Source organism: Pseudomonas aphyarum (assembly GCF_028657055.1).
Lineage (GTDB): Bacteria > Pseudomonadota > Gammaproteobacteria > Pseudomonadales > Pseudomonadaceae > Aquipseudomonas > Aquipseudomonas aphyarum.
Map to the genome: position 1 here is coordinate 244,425 of NZ_JAMDGS010000011.1, position 15,795 is coordinate 260,219.

The window sequence follows — 15,795 nt, forward strand, 5'->3', positions numbered from 1 at the left end:
GATCGCGGCCCGCAGGCATTGCCTCGGGCCGCGATTCCTTGGGATCAGCGCAACGCGTAATCCAGCACGATCCCGACGAAAATCGCCAGCCCGGCCCAGTGGTTGTGCAGGAACGCCTTGAAGCAGCGCATCCGGTCCCGGTCGCGGGTGTACCAGAATTCCCAGGCGTAGCACCCGGCGGCAACCAGCAGGCCGAGGTGGAACCAGATTCCCAGTTCGAATTTCGACCCCGCCAGCAGCAGACAGCCCAGCGACAGTACCTGCAAGGTCAGGATGATCACCCGGTCCGCTTCGCCGAACAGGATCGCTGTGGATTTCACGCCGATCTTCAGGTCATCGTCGCGGTCGGTCATTGCGTAATAAGTGTCGTAGCCCACCGTCCACAGCAGATTGGCGATCCACAGCAGCCAGGCGGTGGCCGGCAGCTCGCCGGTTTCGGCGGTGAACGCCATCGGCATGCCCCAGGAAAACGCCATGCCCAGTACCACTTGCGGGTAATAGGTGTAGCGCTTCATGAACGGATAGGTGAACGCCAGCGCCAGGCCGCCCAGCGACAGCCAGATCGTCGCCGCGTTGGTGCACAGCACCAGCAGGAAACTCACGCCCATCAGCAGCGCGAAGAACACCAGCGCCTCTTTCGAGCTGATCTTGCCGGCAGCAATAGGTCGCTGCGCGGTGCGTTTGACGTGGCCGTCGACCTTGCGGTCGGCCCAGTCGTTGATCACGCAGCCGCCGGCACGGGTCAGCACCACGCCGAGCACGAAAATCACGATATTGGCCAGGGATGGCGAGCCTTTACCGGCAATCCACAGGGCCCAAAGCGTCGGCCACAGCAGCAGGTAAATGCCGATCGGCTTGTCCATCCGGGTCAGCTGGATGAAGTCCCAGGCGCGCGGGTTCAAGCGATTCAGGGATTTGAGCAGGCTTTGGTACATCAGCAGTTCTCCGGACGGGCGCGGACGGCCTCCCACAGCGAGGGCAGGAAAATCTCCGCCACCAGTACGCTCAAGGCGCCACGGTCGAAACGCGAACGCCGTCCCCACAGGTCGGCAGCCCGGGAACCTTCGGGCAGCCAGTGTTCCGGGTAATGGCAGACTTCGATGGCGCGGCGCTGGAAGGCGTGATCGCAGAACAGAAGCTCGCCCAGCGAGCGGCTACCCAGTTCATCCATGTGCAAGCCGTCGCCCTGCAAGGCACTGCGCGACGCCACGCTGCGGGCGAATACCCAGGCCTCGCCATGCCCGCGCAGATACACCTCGCGTACCCAGCCTTCGCTGCCTTCGGCCAGCTCCAGCGCTGAGCATTCGTCGTCGCGCAGGGTCTGCCAGCCTTCGAACAGCGGCGTCACGCTGAAGCCGTCATCGGACAGGCGCGTCAGCCGGCGGGTCAGGGAGCCTTCGTCGAACAGCCAGTCGAGCGTGGATGTGTCGGGGAGGGGTGTCAGTTCGCTTTGCGGGCGCCACAGCGGAGCGTTTGTGTGTTGCACAATGAGTCATTATTGGCAGCAAATGAGGCGGCGAGCTTACCATGGCGAGCCGCGAGTTTGATTGATCCGGGTCGCCGCTGCGCCGAACAGGCTTGCATCTGCCCGGCACGATCAGTACAAAACGCCCTGAGCCGGACGGCAGCGCTGCACCATCGACCGTCCGCGCCGGCTAAAGCCTGAATCCTGAGGAAGTACCTGAATGAAAAAGTGGCAATGTGTGGTCTGCGGCCTGATCTACAACGAAGCCGACGGCTGGCCGGATGACGGCATTGCGCCGGGCACCCTGTGGCAGGACGTGCCGGAAGACTGGCTGTGCCCGGACTGCGGCGTCGGCAAGATGGACTTCGAAATGATCGAAATCAACTGAGAAAACACTGAGGAGTAGGGCATGAGCGCACCTGTCGTAATCGTTGGCACCGGGCTGGCGGGTTACAACCTGGCCCGCGAGTTTCGCAAACTCGATGGCGAAACCCCGCTGCTGCTGATTACCGCCGATGACGGTCGCTCCTACTCCAAGCCGATGCTGTCCACCGGCTTCGGCAAGAACAAGGACGCCGACGGCCTGAGCATGGCCGAGCCGGGCGCCATGGCTGAGCAGTTGAAGGCCGAAATCCGCACCCACACCCGCATCAGCGGCATCGATCCGGGCCACAAACGTCTTTGGATCGGTGAGGAAGCGGTGAGCTATCGCGACCTGATCCTCGCCTGGGGTGCCGAAACCGTGCGCGTGCCGATCGAAGGCGATGGCGGGGATCTGGTGTTCCCGATCAATGATCTCGAAGACTACGCGCGCTTTCGCGCCGCCGCGGCCGGCAAGCGTCGAGTGTTGCTGCTCGGCGCCGGGCTGATCGGCTGCGAGTTCGCCAATGACCTGATTCTGGGCGGCTACGAGGTACAACTGGTTGCACCGTGCGAACAGGTGATGCCGACCCTGCTGCATCCGGCCGCTGCGGCAGCGGTGCAGGCCGGGCTGGAAAGCCTCGGCGCGCGCTTCCATCTCGGCCCGGTGCTGACCCGCCTGCAAAAAGTCGCGGATGGGCTGGAAGCACACCTGTCCGACGGCCAGGTTGTCCCGTGCGATGTGGTGGTCTCGGCCATCGGCCTGCGCCCACGGATCGATCTGGCAGCGGCGGCCGGCATCCAGACCAATCGCGGTGTGGTGGTCGACCGCCATCTGCAAACCTCTCACGCCAATATTTACGCCCTGGGCGACTGCGCCGAGGTCGACGGGCTGAATCTTCTGTACGTCATGCCCCTCATGAGTTGTGCGCGAGCGCTGGCACAGACCCTGGCCGACAACCCGACCGTGGTGAACTACGGACCGATGCCAATCACCGTGAAAACCCCGGTCTGCCCGTTGGTGGTTTCCCCGCCGCCACGGGGCCGCGAGGGTGTCTGGACGGTCGAAGGGCAGGGCGCCGACGTCAAGGTGCTGTGTCACGATGCAGAAGGGCAATTGCTCGGTTACGCCCTGACCGGCGCGGCGGTGATGGAAAAACTCGCGTTGAACAAACAGCTTCCAGCCTTGCTGGCGTAAATACCGGTCGTTCTGTCGGAATCACCCCGCTTTTGCCCCCACAAAGGTCGCGGGGAGACTGGCGCCGCCCTTAACCGCGTGCCATCCTCACTCCCGTCTGCCGCAGAGTAGAGCCTGCGGCGCCTTGGGCGCTGTTCCAACGAGAACAGCACGGACATAACAACAAAAAACCGTCAAAGGGGCTTCACTAATGCGTAAACCAGAACTCGCCGCTGCAATCGCTGAAAAAGCGGATCTGACCAAAGAGCAGGCCAACCGCGTTCTCAACGCCGTTCTCGAAGAAATCACCGGCGCCCTGCACCGCAAGGACAGCGTCACGCTGGTGGGCTTCGGCACCTTCCTGCAACGCCACCGCGGTGCCCGCACCGGCAAAAACCCGCAAACCGGGGAACCGGTGAAGATCAAGGCCAGCAACACCGTTGCGTTCAAGCCAGGCAAATCGTTGAAAGACAGCGTTAATCCATAATTGCGGCGAGTGCCCGGTCAGCCGGGCGCGCTGTATAAAAAATGGGCATACCGATTGCGGTCGGATGCCCATTTTTTGTGCCCGATGATTTCGTCCGGATCAAGCCGAGAAGAAGTACCGGGTCAGGTGAAAGAAGATCGGCGCGGCGAAACAGATCGAGTCCATCCGGTCGAGCATCCCGCCGTGGCCCTTGATCATCGTGCCCCAGTCCTTGGCGCTCAGGCTGCGTTTGATCGCGGACATGACCAGACCGCCGAGGAAACCCATCACCACGATGACCAGCGACATCAGCAGCGACTGCCAGAAGCTGAACGGTGTCATCCAGAACATGCAGCCACCGATCAGCGTGGCGGACAGCCCGCCGCCGACCAGCCCTTCCACGGTTTTCGACGGGCTCACCAGCGGCGCAACCTTGCGTTTGCCGAAGAGCTTGCCGAACACGTACTGCAGCACGTCACTCATCTGCACCACGAACACCAGGTAGAACAGCAGCAGGGCGTTCTGGCCCTGGAACCCCCGCAGGTCGAGCAACAACAGCGCCGGTGCGTGGCTGATGCAGTAGATGCAGATCATCACGCCCCACTGAATCTTCGCCGTGCGCTCCAGAAAGCCCTCGGTGTCCTGGCTCAGCACGGCAATCGCCGGCAGCAGCAGGAACGCATACACCGGCACCAGCAGCGTGAACATCGAGTACCAATGGGTGCCGATCAGCAGGTATTGCAGCGGGATCAGAATGAAAAACGCTGAAAACAGCGCGTTGTGGTCACCGCGCGCGGTGGGCGTCAGGGTGATGAACTCGCGCAGCGCAAACAGCGAAATGAAACCGAACAACACCACGGTCGCGTTGGGGCCGAGCAGCCAGGACACGAAGAAAATAATGACCATCCCCCACCACGCTTTCACGCGCTGGTTGAGGTTTTCGATGGTCGCGATCGAGCTTTCGCTCTTCGCGCGTCTGGCCAGTACGCCGCCAATCAGCGAAGCCACTGCCAGCAGCCCGGCGATGGCCGCGAAGAACCACAGGAACTTGGTTTCCAGACTCATTTCGACAACCTCACGATGGCGTCACGCGCCCGTTCCAGAAACGCCTGTTTTTCCTCGCCTTCTATCCTTTGCAGCGGATCGCCGATGCGGATCGTGCAGATGATCGGCAGCGGCACATGTTTGCCTTTTGGCATCGAGCGATGCAGGTTTTCCAGGTAGATCGGCACCAGATCGACGTCGGGAAAGGTCTCGGCCAGGCGAAAGATTCCGGATTTGAATTCCCCCGGCAGCGCCTGCGTGGAGCGAGTGCCTTCGGGGAAAATGATGATCGAGTGGCCGGCCCGCACCACATCGAAGATCGGCTCCAGCACATTGGTGCCCGGTGCCGGATTGCGCTCGATCAGCACCGCGTTCAGGCCTTTCTGCGAGATGTACGACAGAAAGCGGTTCTTGCCCCAGTAGTCGGCGGCCGCCACCGGTTTCACGTTCAATCGGGCTTCCGGCGGCAGTGCGGCGATGATTGCCAGGGTGTCCATGTGGCTGGTGTGGTTGGCGTAGTAGATGCGCTGGCGCGTGAGGTCCGGCGGGCTTTCCCAGCGGGCGGTCACGCCGATCAAGAAGCGCAGCACCGAAATCAGCGCATTACTGATCCACATGAGCATTCCCCTTCAGTTGTCTGGCGATGGCCAAGGTGCGCGTCACGCAGGTGGCGACGGAGCCAAGGGCGATGATCACCAGCGCGATCAGCAAAGCGTAGTGGGTCGCGTAGTAACTGGTTTCGAACACGTTCAACAGCAGCGCCACGGTCATCACCGCCATTCGGTGCTGCTTGGCCATCGGCCCCATGAAACTCTGGGTGAGCCCTAGAGCGCCGCCGAACACCCGGACATACGCCGTCAGCGCAGCGGCCAGCGCTGCAAACCAGCCGAGGTCGGACTGGCCGATGGCAAAACCCAGCCCGACGATCAGCAGGCTGTCGGCAACCCGATCCGGAAACTCGTTGTACAGACTGCCAACGGCCGATTGCTTGCCGCCTTCGATTGCCACCATCCCGTCGAACAGATTGCACAGCAACCGCAACTGAATGCCGACGATGCAGCAGATCGAACCGGCCACGCCGTTGTCGATGTTGAGGGTCACCGCGCCAAACAGCGCGAAGAGCATGCTGATGACGGAGATCTGGTTGGGGGAGATGTCCCGCTTGACCAGTTCATCCGTGAAGCGTCTCGCCCAGCCCGCGGAGCGGGTCTTGATGGGCCGTCTGTTTTCATCCATTTGCCAATGTCCGTATCAGTGGTAAGCCGTCAATTGATGACTGAGGCTGGCCATATAAAGGCACGTTCGCAGCATGAAATATATTGATGTAAGAACAGTTCATGACATTTGTCAGAACAATCCACATCGAAAGTGTGTGCTTAAGCAGGGCGACGGATTGATGAATTGACGCTGACTTGCTTGAAGTCCTGCAATCGTGCCGGCAAAGAAGTCTTTTGAAGTATCGAAAGTGTGCAATGCCATCAAATTGATGGCACTTTTATTGTTGGCTGTTGTCCTCCGGGATTTGTTTAAAGATGCACGTCCGTTTTCGGAAGATTCCTACTTTATTTTCTTTGTAGTGTTGTCATGCTTTCGTCCGTGTTTTGGAACGCGCGTTCAAGGAGGTGTCGGCGGGTTTCAGGCAGCCGCTCTGGGACGCAGGTTACGCCGGGGTTTGAAAGGCTCGGTTGATATAAGCCGATATCAGGGAAACCCCTGACACATATAGGGCGATCTCCTACAGCGCCCAATGAACAGTTCGTCTTGTTGTTTAATCAGATGCTTGCTAGTGGCCATCATAGTGATTACGATGCGCCCACTTGAAAGAGCACACACTCAATTGGATGAGTCTTCTCACTGCTCTTCGATACTGTCCCGGCGCCGCTGCAATTCCAATAGGCGCACGACCGTAATCCAAACAAAGGCCATGGATGTCCTACTCAAGCAAACTTTCCGCCCATTACCTCGAACTCGCTAAAGTCTCTGTTTCCAAAGAGAATTTTGCGGGCGAAGACGTTCGTTTCTCGAGCGAATTCGAGGCCCTGGAAAGCGAGCTGGCCAAAGCCTCGTCGATGCACGAAAGCGGGCAGATTGACTGGCTGAAAATTCGCGAAAACAGCGAAAATCTTCTGCGTACCCAATCCAAGGATTTGCGTGTCGGCGCCTGGCTGACGTGGTCGCTGTACCAGCGTGAATCCTTCCCCGGCCTGCTCGCCGGCCTCGGTTTGCTGCACCACTTGTCGGAAAACAACTGGGCCGAGGTTCACCCGCTCAAACCCCGTACCCGGGCCGCCGCCATTGGCTGGCTGGTGCCGCGTCTTGAGCAGGTGATCACCGAGAACATCGCGATCAAGGAACAGCTGCCGATGTTCCGGCAACTGTCCGAGCACCTGTCCGGTCTCGACGCCGCCTGCACCGAGCACCTGGGCGATGATGCGCCGCTGTTGCTGCCGCTTTCCCGTCGCCTGAAAACCATGATCCAGCGCGCCGCCGACAACCAGCCGGCTCCCGGCGTGGTGGGCGCGGCGGTGGCTCAGGTCAAGCAGGCTGCCAGCCAGTTGCTGGCGCCGGGCGCACCCATCGACAACGAGAAAGAAGCCCACAAGGCCCTGCGCGCCCAGCAGGAAAGCGCCCGTCCGTTGTGCGCCTGGTGGCTCAAGCAGAAAGCCACCGACCTGCGCGCGCTGCGCCTCAACCGCACCTTGCTGTGGATGACCATCGACGCGGTGCCTGAGCGCAACGCCGAGCAGATCACCGTGCTGCGCGGGTTGCCGGTCGACAAGCTCAAGCAGTATCAGGACCGTTTCGATCAGGGCAAATACGCCGACCTGCTGGTGGAACTGGAGGCGAGCCTGGCGAAGGCGCCGTTCTGGTTCGATGGCCAGAGGATGGTCTGGGAATGTCTCCAGAACCTCAACGCCGAGCTGGCCATGCGCGAAGTGGAAATCCACTTCGCGCTTTTGATTCAGCGCCTGCCCGGCATCATCGAGCTGCGTTTCCATGACGGCGCGCCGTTTGCCGATCCGTCCACCCGGGCGTGGATCGCCGGCAACGTCATGCCGCACCTGCAAAGCGCCAGCGCGCCGCGCAAGGTGGAAAGCGAGAACGTCGAAACCCAGCCAGCCTGGGAAAAGGCGCTGGAAGAAGTCCAGCCGATCCTGCGCAAGGAAGGCCTCAAGCCTGCCGTGCAGATCCTCAAACAGGGCCTGCAATCGGCGCACGGCGGGCGCGAGCGCTTCTTCTGGCAGTTCGCCCTCGCGCGGCTGTGCTTCCTGGCGAAGAAATACGAACTCGCCAAGAACCAGCTCGAAACCCTCGATCAGACATTACAGGACTCAGGCCTGCACGCCTGGGAGCCCGATCTTGCATTGGAAGTGCTGCACCTGCTGCACAGTTGCTGCGAGTTGTTACCGCAGAACCATGCCGTACGTGAACGCAAGGAAGAGATTTATCGCAGGCTGTGCCACCTCGATCTCGAAGTGGTACTCGAATAGGCCCCAGGGCCACAACCGCAAGGAGAAAAGCCATGGCCAAAGAAGGCTCGGTAGCCCCCAAGGAACGCATCAACGTCACCTTCAAACCCGCCACCGGCGGTGCTCAGGAAGAGATTGAACTGCCGCTGAAGCTGCTGGCAATCGGTGACTACACCCACCGCAAGGACGATCGCAAGATCGAGGATCGCAAGCCGATCAGCATCGACAAGATGACCTTCGACGAAGTGCTTGCCAAGCAAGAGCTGGGTCTGACGCTGAGCGTGCCGAACCGTCTGCAGGAAGATGGCGAGGCCGACGAGCTGGCTGTGCAACTGCGCGTCAACTCCATGAAGGACTTCAACCCGGCCAGCCTGGTCGAGCAAGTGCCTGAGCTGAAAAAACTGATGGAACTGCGCGACGCGCTGGTGGCCCTCAAAGGCCCGCTGGGTAACGCACCTGCGTTCCGTAAAGCCATCGAAGGCGTGCTCGCCGACGACGAATCCCGCGGTCGCGTACTCGGTGAGCTGGGCCTGAACGCCGCAGCCCCGGACGCTTGAGACTCCAGCAGCCAAGGAAGCCAACACAATGAGCACTAGCGCAGCACAACAGAACGCCGCAGAAAACGGCGAGTACAGCATCCTCGACAGCATCATCGCCGAAACCCGCCTGACGCCGGACGACGAAGCCTACGACATCGCCAAGCGCGGTGTGTCGGCGTTCATCGAAGAGCTGCTCAAGCCGCAGAACAACGGTGAGCCGGTCAAGAAAGCCATGGTTGACCGCATGATCGCCGAGATCGATGCCAAGCTCAGCCGTCAGATGGACGAAATCCTGCACCACCCGGACTTCCAGGCGCTGGAATCGTCGTGGCGTGGCCTGCAACTGCTGGTCGACCGCACCAACTTCCGCGAAAACATCAAGATCGAAATCCTCAACGTCTCCAAGGACGACCTGCTGGACGACTTCGAAGATTCGCCGGAAGTGATGCAGTCGGGCCTGTACAAGCACATCTACACCGCTGAATACGGCCAGTTCGGTGGTCAGCCGGTTGGCGCGATCATCGCCAACTACTACCTGTCCCCAAGCTCGCCGGACGTGAAGCTGATGCAGTACGTGGCCAGCGTATCCTGCATGTCCCACGCGCCGTTCATCGCCGCTGCCGGCCCGAAATTCTTCGGTCTGGAAAGCTTCACCGGTCTGCCGGACCTGAAGGATCTGAAAGATCACTTCGAAGGCCCGCAATTCACCAAATGGCAGAGCTTCCGTACCTCGGAAGACTCCCGCTACGTTGGCCTGACCGTTCCGCGTTTCCTGCTGCGTAACCCGTACGATCCGGAAGAGAACCCGGTCAAATCGTTCGTGTACAAGGAAAACGTTGCCAACAGCCACGAGCACTACCTGTGGGGCAACACCGCTTACGCGTTCGGCACGAAGCTGACCGACAGCTTCGCCAAATTCCGCTGGTGCCCGAACATCATCGGTCCACAGAGCGGCGGCGCCGTTGAAGACCTGCCTCTGCACCACTTCGAAAGCATGGGCGAAATCGAAACCAAGATTCCTACCGAAGTTCTGGTTTCCGACCGTCGTGAATACGAACTGGCCGAGGAAGGCTTCATCTCCCTGACCATGCGTAAAGGCTCCGACAACGCGGCGTTCTTCTCCGCCAGCTCGGTGCAGAAGCCGAAGTTCTTCGGCATCAGCGCAGAAGGCAAGGCTGCAGAGCTGAACTACAAGCTCGGCACCCAACTGCCGTACATGATGATCGTCAACCGCCTGGCTCACTACCTGAAAGTGCTGCAGCGCGAGCAACTCGGTTCGTGGAAAGAGCGTACCGACCTCGAGCTGGAACTGAACAAGTGGATCCGTCAGTACGTGGCCGACCAGGAAAACCCGAGCGCCGAAGTACGTGGCCGTCGTCCGCTGCGCGCTGCGCAAGTGATCGTCAGCGACGTTGAAGGCGAGCCGGGCTGGTACCGCGTCAGCCTGAACGTGCGTCCGCACTTCAAGTACATGGGTGCCGATTTCACCCTGTCGCTGGTTGGCAAGCTGGACAAAGAGTAAGAGCGACTCATGGACGGATACGGCAGCCTTTTCGAACGCCTCAACGGCGACGCGGAACTACGCAAGGGCAGGAGCCTCGAGGCCTCTGCCATGGCATCGGTGGCTGCCCATCTGGCCAAAATGCTCAGCACCCGGGCCGGCAGCGTGCAAACGCTGTCCGACTACGGGTTGCCCGATCTCAATGACATGCGCCTGAGCCTGCACGACTCCCTGAGTCAGGCCCGCCTGGCCATCGAAAGCTTCATCGAAGCCTACGAGCCGCGCCTGAGCAACGTGCGTGTCATTTCCCTGCCGCGTGACCACGACCAGCTTCGCCTGGCCTTCAGCATCGAAGGCCTGCTGGAAGTCGAGGGTTTCAAGCGTCAGGTCAGTTTCGCCGCGCGCCTGGATGGCAGCGGTCAAGTGAAGGTCACCTAAGGAGAACCCCGATGTCTGGCAAACCCGCAGCACGTGTATCCGACCCCACCGCTTGCCCGCTCCCCGGCCACGGCACCAACCCGATTGCCGCCGGTTCCGGCGACGTGTTCTTCGACGGCCTCGCGGCCGCCCGCGAAGGCGATGCCTCCGCGTGTGGTGGTGCGATGGTCGGCGGTTTGGCCACGACGGTGAAAATCAATGGCAAGTCTGCTGTCACCGTTGATTCCGTGGGCTCACACGGCAACAAAGTCACCGCCGGTTCCGGGACGGTGATTATCGGCAATTCTCATTCGCCGGCGCCGTTTGTGCCGCCGTTGCCGGTTGAACTCAAATGGCCATTTAACGAGCACTTCGTGATTAATTGCGAAGAGACAGGCAAGCCGCTAGCTGGGGTGGAATACACACTTAAAACAGCTTCGGGGAAAATCATAAACGGTGTGACAGGTGCCGACGGGAAAACTCAAAAAGTGTTTTCCACTACTGCAGAAGCGGTTGAGCTGATCATAGAGCCACAGAGTAGGGTTGTTCTCGCTTAGTTGTTCAACTTTAAAACTGGCGAATTTTGCGTGAAGTGATATCAGAGGGATGTGAAGATGGCTGCAACGACAGTAGCAACGACAATGACTCCGGCGAGTAACAAGTCCGGCCAGACTGCTACTGCACGTCAGTTCAAGATTACTGATATTCCGAACACGATGAGAAAACTCAACTGGCCTGTTGCAGCGGATCTGATGGCCCATTGGTTCAATGGCAAACCGTGGCCAAACGAAAGTGGTGGGATGGATGATGCTGTTAAAAGGCATGAAGCTTTTGCACCGGCAGAGTACATCGAAGAGTCCATAGTAAAAATGAGCTGGGTCCTTGGGTTTGAGCGTGCAAATACCGCATTCAAACAACTCAAGGCAAATTGGAATAGTCCCCTTGGGACCGATCTGATAAAGCAGAGATTGCGCAAGGCTTTTTCCAATAGTGCTCCTGGTTGTTATCCACTGGCTTTCAATGGAGTGGCCAGTGCTGCTGAAAAATTTGGTTACTCCAATAATAAAGTTGTCGAGTTCGAGCAGACCGGTGCTGATGACGTAAACGAGCTTCGAGCAGCACTCGCTAACTTTAATTTGCGTGTCATCGCCGAAGGCTCAGTGGTCGTTACAGGCAAGAGCATTGTTTTTACGCCATCAAAAATTGGTTTTTATATTGAAGATGCTTACGACTTTAATGATGGAATTGCTCTTTTTAGTCAGGTTCTAGGCTACTGGAACTTTGATAAATTGATTACTGATCCCGCCGTCGGTTTTAAAACAAACGCAAAGCTGGCTGCTGAAATGAATTCTGTGGTGGCCGAGTCAACGTACAAGCAGGTAACGGGGCAGCAATCCCCTCAGCAAAAAGAAGAAGCCATACGTCGTTATAGAGAACTGGAAGGCAAACATTACATGCTTGTTCAAAATAGCGACTTTCGTGATTATCGGGATAAAAATAAAAAAGGCGGAGACTTTCGCGTTTATTCGGACATCTTGTACGAAACTGTATCAGTCGCGCCTATTGAGGTCCTTTCCAAATGAATTCATGGCGTAAGACTTTTATAAGCTTTGTAGCGCTTTTTGCTAGTTTGGTAATTGCTGTTGCTTTCATTGTAAATGGTGTTTTGAGTCGTGCGTCTGATGTCTCTAAAAAAAGTCCGTCCGGACAGTACCTTATAGAGTCTGTTCCTGCGGGTTCAATTTTAACTCCGAGAGATTCAGTTTATTTGCGTTTCACAGACTTAAATGACCCTGGCCGTGTTTATCGTACTCCTCTGTTTTCAGATGTTTCGTTGGATATGAGTGCGGATGAGGATGAAGAAACGGTGGGCGTTATCTTCATTGCGCTCAGCAAGAAAAGTAAGCAGTTCACGCTGGCATTGTCCAATCCACGAAAGCACTGGATGGATTTCTTTATTAGCAATACCCCTTACAAGGTTTTGGAAAATTGAAGGTCGCAATTCATGGTGCAGGTATTTGGTACGGGAATGTGAAGCCGGCATGAACATCTACGCCCGCGTTGCCATGAACCTGGCTTTCCATGCCGCTGGATGTGTTGCGTACGCTTTCCTGAACGACGCAGTGGTCGTTGCCTACAAAGCATTCAACGGCGGTTTCACCACCCGTGGTGTGGGCATCGGCATCGCACATTACATGTTCATTTATATTTTTTTCGCGGTGAACGCACTGGCTGCTGTGTTCCCGAACCTATGGGCAAAACTCGGCCTGCTCGCGCTGATGGTCGCTTGGATTCTATTCATGATGGTGCCCGACAACCCGTTGCGGGCGCTGTTCTACACCGTGGCTCAGGGCGGGGTGACGTTGCTGGCGATTCTGGCCACGCAGGTCATTGAGCTGCGCCTGGAAAAGCGCGCGTTGATGCGGCAGGCATTGCCTGTGAGTGCTACTCAAGAGGTCGCCGCATGATCAGTTCAGGTCGCCGTCGGGCGCTACTTTCGGCCCTATGGCTGTTTGTGGGCTACCTCGTGTCAGGCCTGACGGTCGCGCTCTACAGGATATTTTTTTGATGAGTTCCACTATCAGGCAGGTAACCCGTGTCCTTTAACCACTACTACCAAAGCGAACTCACCGCACTGCGCCAACTGGGCCGCCGTTTCGCCGAGCGTAGTCCGGCGTTGGCGCCGTTCCTGGGGCAGGCCGGGCGGGATCCGGATGTGGAGCGGTTGCTGGAAGGCTTTGCGTTTCTGACCGGGCGGCTGCGCCAGAAGCTCGATGACGAGTTGCCGGAGCTCAGCCATTCCCTGATGCAACTGCTGTGGCCGAACTACATGCGCCCGCTGCCGGCGTTCAGCATTCTGCAGTTCGATCCGCTCAAGCGTTCGGGGCCGGCGCTGAAGGTCGAGCGTGATACGCCGATTGAAAGCGTGCCCATCGAAGACGTGCGTTGCCGCTTCCGCACCTGCTACCCGACCGAAGTCATGGCGCTGGATCTGGCCGCGCTGAACTACTCGGTGAAGGGCGACGGTTCGCTGCTCAGCCTGCGCCTGGAGATGAGCGCCGACGGCCACCTCGGCGAGCTGGAACTGAGCAAGCTGCGCCTGCACTTTGCCGGCGAGCGTTACATCAGCCAGATGCTCTACCTGAGCCTGCTGCGCAACCTCGACGGCATCGAACTGATCCCGCTCGACGGCGCCGGCAAGCCGATCGACGGCGTGAGCGGCAAGCCGATGGCGTTCAAGATTCCGGGCGACCGGGTCAAGCCAGTGGGCTTTGCCGAAGAAGAAGCGTTGATCCCGTATCCGCTGAACACCTTCCGGGGCTATCGCTACCTGCAGGAATACTTCGCCTTCCAGGACAAGTTCCTGTTCGTCGATGTCCACGGTCTGGACATCCTCAAGGCGCTGCCGGAAGACACCCTCAAGCAGATGCGCGGCCTGGAATTGCGCTTCGATATCCGCAAGAGCGGCATCATGCGCATGCGTCCGACGACGGACAACGTGAAGCTGTTCTGCACGCCGATCGTCAACCTGTTCAAGCACGATGCACTGCCGATTCGCCTCGATGGCAAGCAGGACGAGTACCTGCTGCTGCCGGCGGAATTCGATCTGGAAAACTGCGGCGTGTTCTCGGTGGAAACCGTGACCGGCTGGAAGCCCGGCGGCCTCGGTTATCAGGAGTACGTGCCGTTCGAATCCTTCGAGCACGACCCGAGTTTCGACGTGCCCAACAGCCGTCCGCATTACAGCATCCGCCAGCGTTCGTCGCTGCTGCACGACGGTCTCGACACCTACCTGAGCTTCGGCATCCGTCATACCGAAGCTCACGAAACCCTGTCGATCGAGCTGGTCTGCACCAACCAGAACCTGCCGCGCAAACTCAAGCTCGGGCAGATCTGCATGGCCTGCGAAGAGACCCCGGAGTTCCTGAGTTTCCGCAACATCACCCCGGCCACTTCCAGTTTCGCGCCGCCGTTGAACCGTGACTTCCTGTGGAAGCTGATCAGCAACATGTCGCTTAACTATCTGTCGCTGGCCGACGTCAATGCACTGAAGGTGATTCTCGAAACCTACGACCTGCCGCGCTACTACGACCAGCACGCGGAGAAGGTCAGCAAGCGCCTGCTCGGCGGTCTGAAACTGATCAAGCATCACCACGTGGACCGGTTGCACCGTGGTCTGCCGGTGCGCGGTTTGCGCACCGAACTGACCATCGACCCGGAAGGGTATATCGGTGAGGGCGACCTGTTCGTCTTTGCCTCGGTTCTCAACGAGTTTTTTGCGCTTTACGCCAGTCTCAATTCATTCCACGAGCTGCGGGTAAAAAGCACACAGGGAGAGGTGTACCAATGGACACCACGTATGGGCCTGCAGCCCCTGCTTTAAGCGGGCTGACGAAGGTAATACGCGAGTACTCGCTGTTTCAGGCCGTGCTGCTGGTGATCGACCGGCTGCGCGATGCGCACCCGTACCTGAGCGAAGACGACCTGTACGACCAGCTGGAATTCCAGGCCAACCCGAGCCTCGGATTTCCGCGCAGCGATGTCGATCGTGTCGAGTTTTTCGAAGAGCACGGGCAGATGCGCGCGCGCCTGCGGTTCAACCTGATCGGCCTGGTCGGTTCCGGCTCGCCGCTGCCGGCGTTCTACGGCGAACAAGCCCTGGGCGACAGCGAAGACGGCAACCCGACGCGCAACTTTCTCGACCTGTTCCACCATCGCCTGCAACGGCTGATGCTGCCGATCTGGCGCAAGTATCGCTATCGCGCGAGCTTCCAGAGCGGCGCGGTCGACCCGTTCTCGTCGCAGCTGTTTGCCCTGATCGGCCTCGGCGGCGACGAGATCCGCAAGGCCAAGGAACTGAACTGGAAACGCCTGCTGCCGTACCTCGGCCTGCTCAGCTTGCGGGCGCACTCGGCGGCGCTGATCGAAGCGGTGCTGCGTTACTACTTCAAGCACGAAGACCTGGTCATCGAGCAGTGCATCGAGCGCCGCGTGGAGATCCTCGAAGAACAGCGCAACCGCCTCGGCTTCGCCAACAGCGTGCTGGGTGAAGACCTGGTGCTGGGCGAACACGTGCGCGACCGCAGCGGCAAATTCCGCATTCACATCACCGAACTCGACTGGGAGCGATTCCACGAATTCCTGCCCATCGGTTTCGGTTACCAGCCGCTCTGCGCGCTGGTGCGGTTCACCTTGCGTGACCCGCTCGATTACGACATTCGCCTGGTGCTGCGCCCGGAAGAAATCCGCGAACTGCGCATTGGCGAGAAGAACGACTGTCGCCTGGGGTGGACCAGTTGGCTGGGCTGCGAAAAAGCAGACGGCGTGGTGACCCTGGGCAGCAAAATTCATTAAG

Annotated in this window: 18 protein-coding genes; 13 read left to right on the forward strand and 5 right to left on the reverse strand. The window is 59.1% G+C overall.

Features of this window, described 5'->3' with window-relative positions; genetic code table 11:
* Nucleotides 1-44: 44 nt before the first annotated feature.
* Together ubiA and M5G18_RS17150 are read right to left on the reverse strand one after the other, a co-directional pair.
* Nucleotides 45-935: a 4-hydroxybenzoate octaprenyltransferase gene (gene ubiA, locus M5G18_RS17145; protein WP_273898193.1), complete on the reverse strand. Its 891-nt coding sequence runs from the start codon at nucleotides 933-935 to the stop codon at nucleotides 45-47.
* Nucleotides 935-1,486, reverse strand: a complete 552-nt coding sequence (locus tag M5G18_RS17150; protein ID WP_273898194.1) for a chorismate--pyruvate lyase family protein — start codon at nucleotides 1,484-1,486, stop codon at nucleotides 935-937. Before M5G18_RS17150 ends, ubiA begins: the two co-directional genes overlap by 1 nt.
* 199 nt (nucleotides 1,487-1,685) lie before the next feature.
* Between M5G18_RS17150 and M5G18_RS17155 the strand changes: the two genes are divergently transcribed.
* The 3 genes from M5G18_RS17155 to M5G18_RS17165 all read left to right on the forward strand — a co-directional run bounded on the left by M5G18_RS17155 (nucleotide 1,686) and on the right by M5G18_RS17165 (nucleotide 3,489).
* Nucleotides 1,686-1,853 carry a rubredoxin gene (locus M5G18_RS17155; protein WP_007954349.1) on the forward strand — a complete coding sequence of 56 codons (168 nt, stop codon included), beginning with the start codon at nucleotides 1,686-1,688 and terminating at the stop codon, nucleotides 1,851-1,853.
* Nucleotides 1,854-1,874: 21 nt separating this feature from the next.
* The gene (locus tag M5G18_RS17160; protein ID WP_273898195.1) at nucleotides 1,875-3,023 is read left to right on the forward strand and encodes an NAD(P)/FAD-dependent oxidoreductase; all 1,149 of its coding nucleotides are present in this window, start codon (nucleotides 1,875-1,877) and stop codon (nucleotides 3,021-3,023) included.
* 190 nt (nucleotides 3,024-3,213) lie between these two features.
* Nucleotides 3,214-3,489 (forward strand): HU family DNA-binding protein, encoded by a 276-nt coding sequence (locus tag M5G18_RS17165; protein ID WP_003213368.1) that lies wholly within the window; start codon nucleotides 3,214-3,216, stop codon nucleotides 3,487-3,489.
* Between the two features lie 99 nt (nucleotides 3,490-3,588).
* Here M5G18_RS17165 and M5G18_RS17170 read toward each other — a convergent pair whose 3' ends face one another.
* Genes M5G18_RS17170 through M5G18_RS17180 form a run of 3 tightly spaced genes read right to left on the reverse strand, consistent with a single transcriptional unit; the run spans nucleotide 3,589 to nucleotide 5,748 of the window.
* Nucleotides 3,589-4,533, reverse strand: a complete 945-nt coding sequence (locus M5G18_RS17170) for a phosphatidate cytidylyltransferase (protein ID WP_273898196.1) — start codon at nucleotides 4,531-4,533, stop codon at nucleotides 3,589-3,591.
* Nucleotides 4,530-5,129, reverse strand: a complete 600-nt coding sequence (locus M5G18_RS17175) for a lysophospholipid acyltransferase family protein (protein ID WP_273898197.1) — start codon at nucleotides 5,127-5,129, stop codon at nucleotides 4,530-4,532. The genes M5G18_RS17170 and M5G18_RS17175 overlap by 4 nt, the downstream gene beginning before the upstream one ends.
* A complete protein-coding gene (locus M5G18_RS17180) occupies nucleotides 5,116-5,748 on the reverse strand; it encodes a CDP-alcohol phosphatidyltransferase family protein (RefSeq protein ID WP_273898198.1) in 633 nt (210 codons plus the stop codon). The genes M5G18_RS17175 and M5G18_RS17180 overlap by 14 nt, the downstream gene beginning before the upstream one ends.
* Nucleotides 5,749-6,440: 692 nt before the next feature.
* Between M5G18_RS17180 and tssA the strand changes: the two genes are divergently transcribed.
* From tssA to tssG, 10 genes are all read left to right on the forward strand, one after another.
* Nucleotides 6,441-8,003, forward strand: coding sequence for a type VI secretion system protein TssA (gene tssA / locus M5G18_RS17185; protein ID WP_273898199.1), 1,563 nt, complete (start codon nucleotides 6,441-6,443; stop codon nucleotides 8,001-8,003).
* 32 nt (nucleotides 8,004-8,035) lie between these two features.
* Nucleotides 8,036-8,539: a type VI secretion system contractile sheath small subunit gene (gene tssB / locus M5G18_RS17190; protein WP_003229587.1), complete on the forward strand. Its 504-nt coding sequence runs from the start codon at nucleotides 8,036-8,038 to the stop codon at nucleotides 8,537-8,539.
* A gap of 28 nt (nucleotides 8,540-8,567) precedes the next feature.
* Nucleotides 8,568-10,043 carry a type VI secretion system contractile sheath large subunit gene (gene tssC / locus M5G18_RS17195; protein WP_085708829.1) on the forward strand — a complete coding sequence of 492 codons (1,476 nt, stop codon included), beginning with the start codon at nucleotides 8,568-8,570 and terminating at the stop codon, nucleotides 10,041-10,043.
* 9 nt (nucleotides 10,044-10,052) lie between these two features.
* A complete protein-coding gene (tssE, locus tag M5G18_RS17200; RefSeq protein ID WP_085708830.1) occupies nucleotides 10,053-10,460 on the forward strand; it encodes a type VI secretion system baseplate subunit TssE in 408 nt (135 codons plus the stop codon).
* A gap of 11 nt (nucleotides 10,461-10,471) precedes the next feature.
* The gene (locus M5G18_RS17205; RefSeq protein ID WP_085667339.1) at nucleotides 10,472-10,996 is read left to right on the forward strand and encodes a PAAR domain-containing protein; all 525 of its coding nucleotides are present in this window, start codon (nucleotides 10,472-10,474) and stop codon (nucleotides 10,994-10,996) included.
* A 57-nt stretch (nucleotides 10,997-11,053) separates the two neighbouring features.
* Nucleotides 11,054-12,022, forward strand: coding sequence for a DUF6402 family protein (locus tag M5G18_RS17210; protein WP_273898200.1), 969 nt, complete (start codon nucleotides 11,054-11,056; stop codon nucleotides 12,020-12,022).
* Nucleotides 12,019-12,432 carry a hypothetical protein gene (locus M5G18_RS17215; RefSeq protein WP_273898201.1) on the forward strand — a complete coding sequence of 138 codons (414 nt, stop codon included), beginning with the start codon at nucleotides 12,019-12,021 and terminating at the stop codon, nucleotides 12,430-12,432. Before M5G18_RS17210 ends, M5G18_RS17215 begins: the two co-directional genes overlap by 4 nt.
* Before the next feature lie 49 nt (nucleotides 12,433-12,481).
* Nucleotides 12,482-12,907 carry a hypothetical protein gene (locus M5G18_RS17220; RefSeq protein ID WP_273898202.1) on the forward strand — a complete coding sequence of 142 codons (426 nt, stop codon included), beginning with the start codon at nucleotides 12,482-12,484 and terminating at the stop codon, nucleotides 12,905-12,907.
* A gap of 128 nt (nucleotides 12,908-13,035) precedes the next feature.
* Nucleotides 13,036-14,823, forward strand: coding sequence for a type VI secretion system baseplate subunit TssF (gene tssF, locus M5G18_RS17225; protein ID WP_007954380.1), 1,788 nt, complete (start codon nucleotides 13,036-13,038; stop codon nucleotides 14,821-14,823).
* Nucleotides 14,787-15,794 carry a type VI secretion system baseplate subunit TssG gene (tssG, locus tag M5G18_RS17230; RefSeq protein WP_007954381.1) on the forward strand — a complete coding sequence of 336 codons (1,008 nt, stop codon included), beginning with the start codon at nucleotides 14,787-14,789 and terminating at the stop codon, nucleotides 15,792-15,794. The genes tssF and tssG overlap by 37 nt, the downstream gene beginning before the upstream one ends.
* Nucleotide 15,795 lies beyond the last annotated feature (1 nt).